This is a genomic window from Brevibacillus sp. FIR094, assembly GCF_050477165.1.
Classification (GTDB): domain Bacteria; phylum Bacillota; class Bacilli; order Brevibacillales; family Brevibacillaceae; genus Brevibacillus.
Map to the genome: position 1 here is coordinate 25,770 of NZ_JBEAES010000051.1, position 7,379 is coordinate 33,148.

Below are 7,379 nucleotides of genomic sequence, written 5' to 3' on the forward strand. Positions count from 1 at the left end.
ACGGTGATACGTCTTTTTGCTATTCAACCTATACGCTTGTCCTAGCTGGAAAAAGCTCGTTGACTTTTTGGGCAACCTCTTCCCAAGAAGTGACTCGATGGACGAGTGGAGGTAGGGAAGCTTGATTATACGGAGTGTCAAACAAGAACACGGGAATTTGCAGCGCTTCTGACAATTGCAAAGCGTTCTCCAGACGATCCTCCAAAAAGAGATCCACTCCCCATTTGCGGGCAGCTGACAGCTTGTCGTGGCTCCCAATCAAATCCACTTCATGGTGAGGGATATTGTAGCGAGCAAACCATTGTAAGGTCACATCGCGATGACGATCCTCACGAGCACTTATATATACCAGCTTGTGGGAGAAAAACCAATCGCGCAAAACCTGATCAGCAATTCCGTGAACAGGCGCACCATCATAAAGGCGCTCCCCGTTTTGATCCAGCCACATTTCAAACTCTGCGTCCGTGATTTGATACACGTTGGCTAAATTGTACTCCACACAATCTTCATATCGTAAATCTCTTCCAAAGCTCTCATTCATCAATGGAACAATACTGCTAGGTGATGTGACTGTACCGTCAATATCAATGCCAATGGTTAGGATTTTGTCTGGTTTCATTCTCTCGCCTCCCGTTTAAATTGTACAACGTAGGCAGACAATAAGGCTACTTCCTTCACTTAATTAATCCTTTACCAAAAAAGGGGCTGAGCATGCTATGTTGGATCGACACGAACGTAATGATGCGAAGCGGAAGGAAGATACCGGTTTTTCCGAGACGGTTGATCAGCACGACAGGGAGTTTGCAGCGAATACTTGGACACAGGCCGTCTTTGACCAAGAGGAAGAGCGGTCGAGGCGCAGGATTCACTATGACCCCCACTCCTTGACAGAGCGCTATACAGGTGAGCTGGATGAGGAGCGAAACGACTTTTCGGAGCGTTTGGATGGCGTTGTCCTGACAAAAGAGGACCGTTCACCGGTTGCCACAGTCAGAGATGACGACATCGAGGCGGCGGCGGAGATCGCCGAGCCATTTCCGACCAGTCGTGCTGCCAGTGAGATCGACACAGGCGAGGAAAACCGGGAAAATGGGGCCAGCGGTATCGGGATGACTGGCTTGGGCTTATCGATCCTGTCCCTGTTTCTCATGCCGTACTTGGTGGCTCCAATTGGTATGGTGCTTGGTTACCTGGCGTATCGACGCAACTCGAAGACGTTGGGAGCCTGGGCGATGATCGTAGGTGCTATTGCCATTTTGGGCGCATTAGTCATCTACCCGTACTATACGGCTCGCTAAAAGTATCAAACCGCAAAGCCTCTCCGGTTCATTCAACCGGAGAGGCTTTTGTGTTGCCCCACTGCTATTTGTACAAGGAGGAGACGAAAGGCGTAATCGCTGCGATAACGGCGTCACAAAACACCTCGGAACGACTTACGCGATTATCTGTTAAAAGGGAATAGGCGCCGCCGCGATGATTACTGCCGATGGTTTCCCCCCATTCATCTATGATGATACTCAGCTCAATTTGCTCCTGCTGGATTCGGTGGACGGCTTGATTCGGGATAGGAAAAGCTAAGCCCTTTCCAATAAATAGCTCACTTCCATTCCAGGCTGCGCAGATGGAAATCAAATACCACTGCTTTGTAAACTGCTCATCGTACATAAGTCCGCCTTCCAAGCCAAGCCCAATCTCTGCTTCTGGGGTTTGACTATGTGCAGCTTTTGCTCGATTGATCGCTCCTGTAATCGTCTCTTCTTCACTCATCGGCTGAGCCGCTACGCCAGAGGGGACAGATAAGCAAAAAGGTTCCGTTCCGGTTGCTTTTTGTACAGCGAGACGTTTTGCTTCATTTTTCGTTCCGAGTGCAAAGCGGAAAATATGATAATCCAACGGCTTGTTCCACCTCTTTCCATCATCGATGCTAGTGGTAGTATACCACCTTTTGATTCGACCGCGATTCTCCAGGTTGTGATAAGATAATGCGTAGAGAAAAAGTCAGACCTAGCATCCGAAAGAGAAAGAGGAGTGGACGATGAAATTTACAAAGCTGCATGGCTTGGGTAATGATTACGTTTACGTCAACTGTTTTGAGGAAGACTTGTCAGGTGTAGATTTACCCGAATTGGCAAGAAGGGTGAGCGATCGGAATTTTGGCATTGGGGGCGATGGACTGATTCTCATTATGCCATCTGAGCGAGCAGACTTTCGCATGCGGGTATTTAACAATGATGGCAGCGAAGCAAAAAATTGCGGAAACGGCTTGCGCTGTGTGAGTAAGTACGTATACGATCACGGTTTGACTCAGCAAACAACGTTTACCGTGGAGACGCTGGGAGGGACCGTTACCCCTGTCGTATCGCTTGGAACAGACGGTAAGGTCGATCAAGTAACAATAGATATGGGAGAGCCTCGTTTTGAGCGAGCAGCAATTCCGATGACAGGCATTCCTGAAGAGCAAGTGCGAGAAGAGCTAATCGAAGTCGGTGGAACTGCGTTTACGATGACGGCTGTTTCGATGGGCAATCCTCATGCCATCCTTTTCGTGGATGAAGTGAAGGAAGAAGATGTTCGTCACTACGGGCCAATGATCGAGTATCACGAATGGTTTCCTGAGCGAACTAATGTCGAATTTATCCAAATATTGAATCAGGAGGAAATTCTTTTCCGTGTATGGGAGAGGGGATCAGGTGTAACGCTTGCCTGTGGAACAGGAGCTTGCGCTGCTGCAGTAGCTGCCCACTTGAGTGGAAAGACCGGTAGAAAAGTCACTGTTCACCTGGCAGGAGGCGATCTCTTCATTGAATGGAAGGAAGCGGATAACCGTGTCTATATGACGGGTCCGGCTACTGAAGTTTTTTCTGGTAAGTATTTGGGGGAGATCCCATTTAAATAACAGCAAGCCAAAACCGTTCCGTCGAAATCGACAGGAGCGGTTTTTTCACAAAAAATAGCGTGGTCACGGCGAAACCTTCCTGCCGTCACCACGCTATCGAATTCGAATAAGTGTCACGCGTTGTACACCTCATTTAGGTATGCGACATCTGTGTGATCGTACTGAGGGATATTTTTGTTCATCTTCGCCAGTTCCGCTTGCAGTCTTTTCAATTCGGCTTCCATCTTCTTGATTTCTTCTTGCATAGCTTTTGCTGTCATGGTGGTTCTCTCCTTGTTGTTGTTTTTTATCTAAATTTATTGACTATTCTAACGAAAGGCCAAAACAATGTAAATAGCCTATATCTGGATGTAAGCGTTTTATTCGTGAATAGTCTGTGAACGGTTGTTCAGATTGTCTGATTTGGTCTTTTGAGAGCAACGCACTCGGGGAAAAATAAGGTTGAGAAGTGTAATACTTTGTATGTTCTTTACGAAAAGTCATGTTATGATGAAGCGTAGTATTCGGGCATCTTGCCCTTAGGAAGGTGTGTACTGGTGATTTACTTGGACAACAGTGCGACTACCCGGCCTCATCCTCAAGTGATTGAAACCGTTAGACGCGCGATGGAAAGCTACTATGGAAACCCGTCTTCTTTGCATCAAAAAGGAGTAGAGGCGGAAAATGTACTGAAGCAGGCGCGAAAGGTTGCCGCTCAGTATTTGGGCTGTAAAGAAAGTGAAGTTATTTTTACTTCAGGTGGTACGGAGAGCAATAATACGGCGATTAAGGGTATAGCCTTTCAATATCAAAACAGAGGGAAACATATTATTACGACGCAGGTAGAACATCCGGCTGTTTACGATGTTTGCAAACAGTTGGAAGGCCTAGGGTTTACTGTGACGTATCTGCCAGTAGATTGTGAAGGTCGCGTATCGGTAGAAGCTGTTCAGAAAGCAATGCGTCCGGATACGATTCTCGTTTCGGTCATGCATGTGAACAACGAGCTGGGAACCATTCAACCGATCTTGGAAATCGGACAATGGTTGAAGCAATTCCCGAAAGTCTTGTTTCATGTCGATGCTGTCCAGGGAATTGGGAAAGTTTCTTTGCGCATCAAGGATTCAGGGATTGATCTGTTGAGCGTCTCTGCTCACAAGTTTTACGGCCCACGAGGAGTCGGCATTTTGTATAAACGGGAAGGCTTGATCATTCACCCGTTGATGATGGGTGGCGGCCAAGAAGGCGGTGTTCGCTCAGGAACAGAAAACCTCCCAGCCATCGCTGGTATGGCAAAAGCAATCCGGATTCTAGAAGAACTGGGCAGCGTGGAGATGATCAGGCTACAAAAATTGAATCAACAGCTTCGCGAAGGGATTGCAACGATTGAAGGTTGCATAGTGAATACCCCGGAAGCGAATACGGCTCCCCATATTATGAACTTGTCAGTACCAGGAGTAAAAGCGGAAGTCCTGTTGCATGCTTTGGAGGAAAAAGGCTTTCTGATATCCACCAAGTCGGCATGCTCATCCAAAGTCAATGAGCCAAGCAGAGTACTGACTGCGATTGGTATCGAGCGGGATTGCGCGTTGTCGTCTTTGCGGGTCAGTCTGGGCCGGGAAAATACAGCTGAGGACATCCAGCGGTTTTTGAAGGCGTTAGAGGAATGCGTCAGTGTGCTTCGTACTTATATAAAACAACAACCTGCCCCCGCTCATAGAAAATAGTGTGGACAACTAAAAGGAGATAAACATGAACTACGATGTTATTTTAATTCGTTATGGTGAGTTGGCGCTTAAAGGGAAAAACCGCGATCAATTCGAAGAGGCACTTGTAAAAAGTGTGAGAAACGTACTGCGCTCGTTTTTTAAAGTAAAAGTTCGACGCAATTACGGTCGGATGTATGTGGAGCTGCATGGTGAGGACGCCTATGAAGTTATGGAGCGTTTGAAACGCGTTTTTGGTATTTCTTCCTTTAGTCCGACGATCCAGGTAGATCCTGATATCGAAACAATCAAGGAAAAAGCGCTGGAGTTGGTTCGTCAAATGGACCCACAGCCGCGCACTTTCCGAGTGGTTTCTCGCCGTGCAGATAAACGCTATCCAATTCAATCGATGGAAGTGAACCGCATGGTGGCAACACACATCTTGCGTGCACTTCCAGCTATCAGTGTAGATTTGCATGAGCCGGATATGATTGTTAATGTAGAAATTCGCACGGAGGGTACTTACATTAGCTGTGAAACCATCCAGGGACCAGGTGGCTTGCCAGTTGGGGTGAGCGGAAAAGTAATGCTGCTTCTATCTGGGGGTATCGACAGTCCTGTAGCTGGCTGGATGATGCTGAAGCGTGGTGTGACGCTTGAAGCGATCCACTTCCATAGCTATCCGTTTACAAGCGAGCGCGCTTTGCAAAAAGTAAGGGATCTCTCGCATAAGCTGACCAAATGGGGGGGAACAGTCCGTCTCCATGTCGTACCGTTTACAGAGATTCAAACCGCCATTCGTGAAAAATGCCCAGAAGACTATTTGATCACCATCATGCGTCGTTTCATGATGCGCATTTCGGAGCGTGTAGCGGAAAACACCAATGCAAAGGCACTCGCAACCGGGGAAAGCCTCGGCCAAGTCGCATCGCAAACCTTAGAAAGCATGGATACGATCAACAAGGTGATCTCGATTCCAATCCTGCGACCACTCGTCGCCATGGACAAGGTAGACATTGTGGACCTTTCTCGCCAAATCGATACGTACGAGCTGTCTATTTTGCCGTATGAAGACTGCTGCACTGTGTTTACCCCGAAAAATCCTGTGACGCGACCGAAGCCTCGCCTCGCTGCAAAATTTGAGGAAGCGCTGGATGTAGAAGCGTTAGTGGAGGATGCTGTAGCACGAACTGAAATAGAAGAGATTACAACGAAGCCAAAAGAAACGACAACCGACCTGTTCTAAATACAAGTATAGAGACAATCGCGACACGGGGGAGAAGGAACCATGATAATCCGTTATGAGCGCAATGGTAAGGTGAAGCATGGCTGGATGGTGGAAGAGGATGACAAAGTACGCGTGATTGAAGGGGACATTTACAAAATTCATACGGCAAAACCGATCATGACGGGCCTTGAGCTGCCTTTGGATGAGGTCACGTTAAAGGCGCCAAGTGATCCAAGCAAGGTTGTATGCATCGGATTGAATTACCGGGACCATGCGGCTGAGATGGGGATTGACCTGCCAAAAGAACCGTTGATGTTTTTGAAGCCGTCAACAACTGTCATTGGACCTGGTGAACCCATTGTCTATCCAAAACTGACGCAGAACCTTCATTATGAAGGCGAACTCGCCGTGGTGATTAAGAAAGAGGCCAAGAAGATCAAGGCAGCGGATGCAGACGATTATATTTTGGGATTCACTTGTGCGATTGATGTGACCGCGCGCGATCTGCAGATGAGCGATGGGCAATGGACACGGGCAAAAGGGTTTGATACGTTTTGTCCGCTTGGACCTGCTATTGCGGCCAAACTGGATTATCATAACTTGCGTATCGTGACACGAGTAAACGGGGAAGTGCGTCAGGATGCTCGCACTGACCAATTGATTTTTTCGATTCCCCAGTTGATCGAGGCTGTATCTGCGGTCATGACGCTTCGTCCTGGCGATGTCATTTTAACCGGGACTCCATCTGGTGTGGGTGAGCTTGTTCCAGGTGATGAAATTTCGGTAACCATTGAAGGGATCGGAACCTTAACGACTCATGTAGTGGCTGAGGAGTAGTCATACATTCTTTGATAAGATAGACCAAGCCCCCTGCTTGTGTGAAGTGGGGGCTTGGCTTTTTTATTTTATTCTTCTTTGTTCGGATCATCATGAATGGGATGTGCAGATGGGTCTTGTCGAGGGAGGTCTTGATGCATCTGCCGTGTTTCGTAAGTGAACCGAGTGGTGGTGGAATGCTGTCCGGGCTCCCAGCCTGTTGCTTTCCCTAAGCGAGTTTCGTTGGTGGCAGCTCCAAAAGGCCCCTCGGGGAATTCTTCCTGAAGGATTTCATTGCGCTGTGACTCTACAGTAGATAATTCACTGTAATTTTCGTGTTCGTATTCTTCGTAGGTTGGTTTTGGATCCATAGTAACACCGCCGTTTATTTGTTGGGTACTTCACGGTTACGCAGCTTAAATGTCCAGCGGTTATAGTGTGAAATAAAAAGAGAATCACTATTCGTTTTTTCTATTGACTTCGTTAATTAATTCATATATATTTAAATTCTGCTCGAAACAATCAATACACATAAAAAATCACTGATAAAAAAGTAAGAGAAACACTTGACTTATACCTAGTGATTTTGTTATATTAGATCTTGTCGCTGCTGAACGAAGCGAAATGGTTAAAAAAACCTCTTGCAAAAAACAGTTGCGATGTGATAAGATCGAAAAGTCGCCTTCGGGCGAATAACACAAAATGCTCTTTGAAAACTGAACAGCGAAAGCGTTAATGAGTCTATCATTAAATG

At 47.0% G+C, this 7,379-nt stretch carries 9 protein-coding genes; 5 read left to right on the forward strand and 4 right to left on the reverse strand.

What is annotated here, in order from left to right:
* Positions 1–28: 28 nt before the first annotated feature.
* Complete coding sequence (locus tag ACQ5DJ_RS27740; RefSeq protein ID WP_429845257.1) at positions 29–619, reverse strand: 5' nucleotidase, NT5C type; 591 nt, start codon at positions 617–619, stop codon at positions 29–31.
* Between the two features lie 97 nt (positions 620–716).
* Between ACQ5DJ_RS27740 and ACQ5DJ_RS27745 the strand changes: the two genes are divergently transcribed.
* Positions 717–1,298, forward strand: a complete 582-nt coding sequence (locus ACQ5DJ_RS27745) for a DUF456 domain-containing protein (protein ID WP_429845258.1) — start codon at positions 717–719, stop codon at positions 1,296–1,298.
* Positions 1,299–1,362: 64 nt separating this feature from the next.
* Here the strand turns inward: ACQ5DJ_RS27745 and ACQ5DJ_RS27750 are convergent, their stop codons facing one another.
* Positions 1,363–1,893: a DUF84 family protein gene (locus ACQ5DJ_RS27750; protein WP_429845259.1), complete on the reverse strand. Its 531-nt coding sequence runs from the start codon at positions 1,891–1,893 to the stop codon at positions 1,363–1,365.
* A 142-nt stretch (positions 1,894–2,035) separates the two neighbouring features.
* On the opposite strand from ACQ5DJ_RS27750, the gene dapF reads away from it, so the two are divergent.
* Positions 2,036–2,896, forward strand: coding sequence for a diaminopimelate epimerase (gene dapF, locus ACQ5DJ_RS27755; RefSeq protein WP_429845260.1), 861 nt, complete (start codon positions 2,036–2,038; stop codon positions 2,894–2,896).
* A gap of 113 nt (positions 2,897–3,009) precedes the next feature.
* Here dapF and ACQ5DJ_RS27760 read toward each other — a convergent pair whose 3' ends face one another.
* Positions 3,010–3,156 carry a hypothetical protein gene (locus ACQ5DJ_RS27760; RefSeq protein WP_429845261.1) on the reverse strand — a complete coding sequence of 49 codons (147 nt, stop codon included), beginning with the start codon at positions 3,154–3,156 and terminating at the stop codon, positions 3,010–3,012.
* A 276-nt stretch (positions 3,157–3,432) separates the two neighbouring features.
* Here ACQ5DJ_RS27760 and ACQ5DJ_RS27765 point away from each other — a divergent pair, with 276 nt between their 5' ends.
* The 3 genes from ACQ5DJ_RS27765 to ACQ5DJ_RS27775 are packed head-to-tail and all read left to right on the forward strand — an operon-like array spanning position 3,433 to position 6,646.
* A complete protein-coding gene (locus ACQ5DJ_RS27765) occupies positions 3,433–4,602 on the forward strand; it encodes a cysteine desulfurase family protein (protein ID WP_429845262.1) in 1,170 nt (389 codons plus the stop codon).
* A 25-nt stretch (positions 4,603–4,627) separates the two neighbouring features.
* Positions 4,628–5,827 carry a tRNA uracil 4-sulfurtransferase ThiI gene (gene thiI / locus ACQ5DJ_RS27770; protein ID WP_429845263.1) on the forward strand — a complete coding sequence of 400 codons (1,200 nt, stop codon included), beginning with the start codon at positions 4,628–4,630 and terminating at the stop codon, positions 5,825–5,827.
* A gap of 42 nt (positions 5,828–5,869) precedes the next feature.
* A complete protein-coding gene (locus ACQ5DJ_RS27775; protein ID WP_429845264.1) occupies positions 5,870–6,646 on the forward strand; it encodes a fumarylacetoacetate hydrolase family protein in 777 nt (258 codons plus the stop codon).
* Positions 6,647–6,714: 68 nt separating this feature from the next.
* Here the strand turns inward: ACQ5DJ_RS27775 and ACQ5DJ_RS27780 are convergent, their stop codons facing one another.
* On the reverse strand, positions 6,715–6,996 hold the full coding sequence (locus tag ACQ5DJ_RS27780; RefSeq protein ID WP_429845265.1) for a hypothetical protein: 282 nt from the start codon (positions 6,994–6,996) through the stop codon (positions 6,715–6,717).
* Positions 6,997–7,379: the final 383 nt, after the last annotated feature.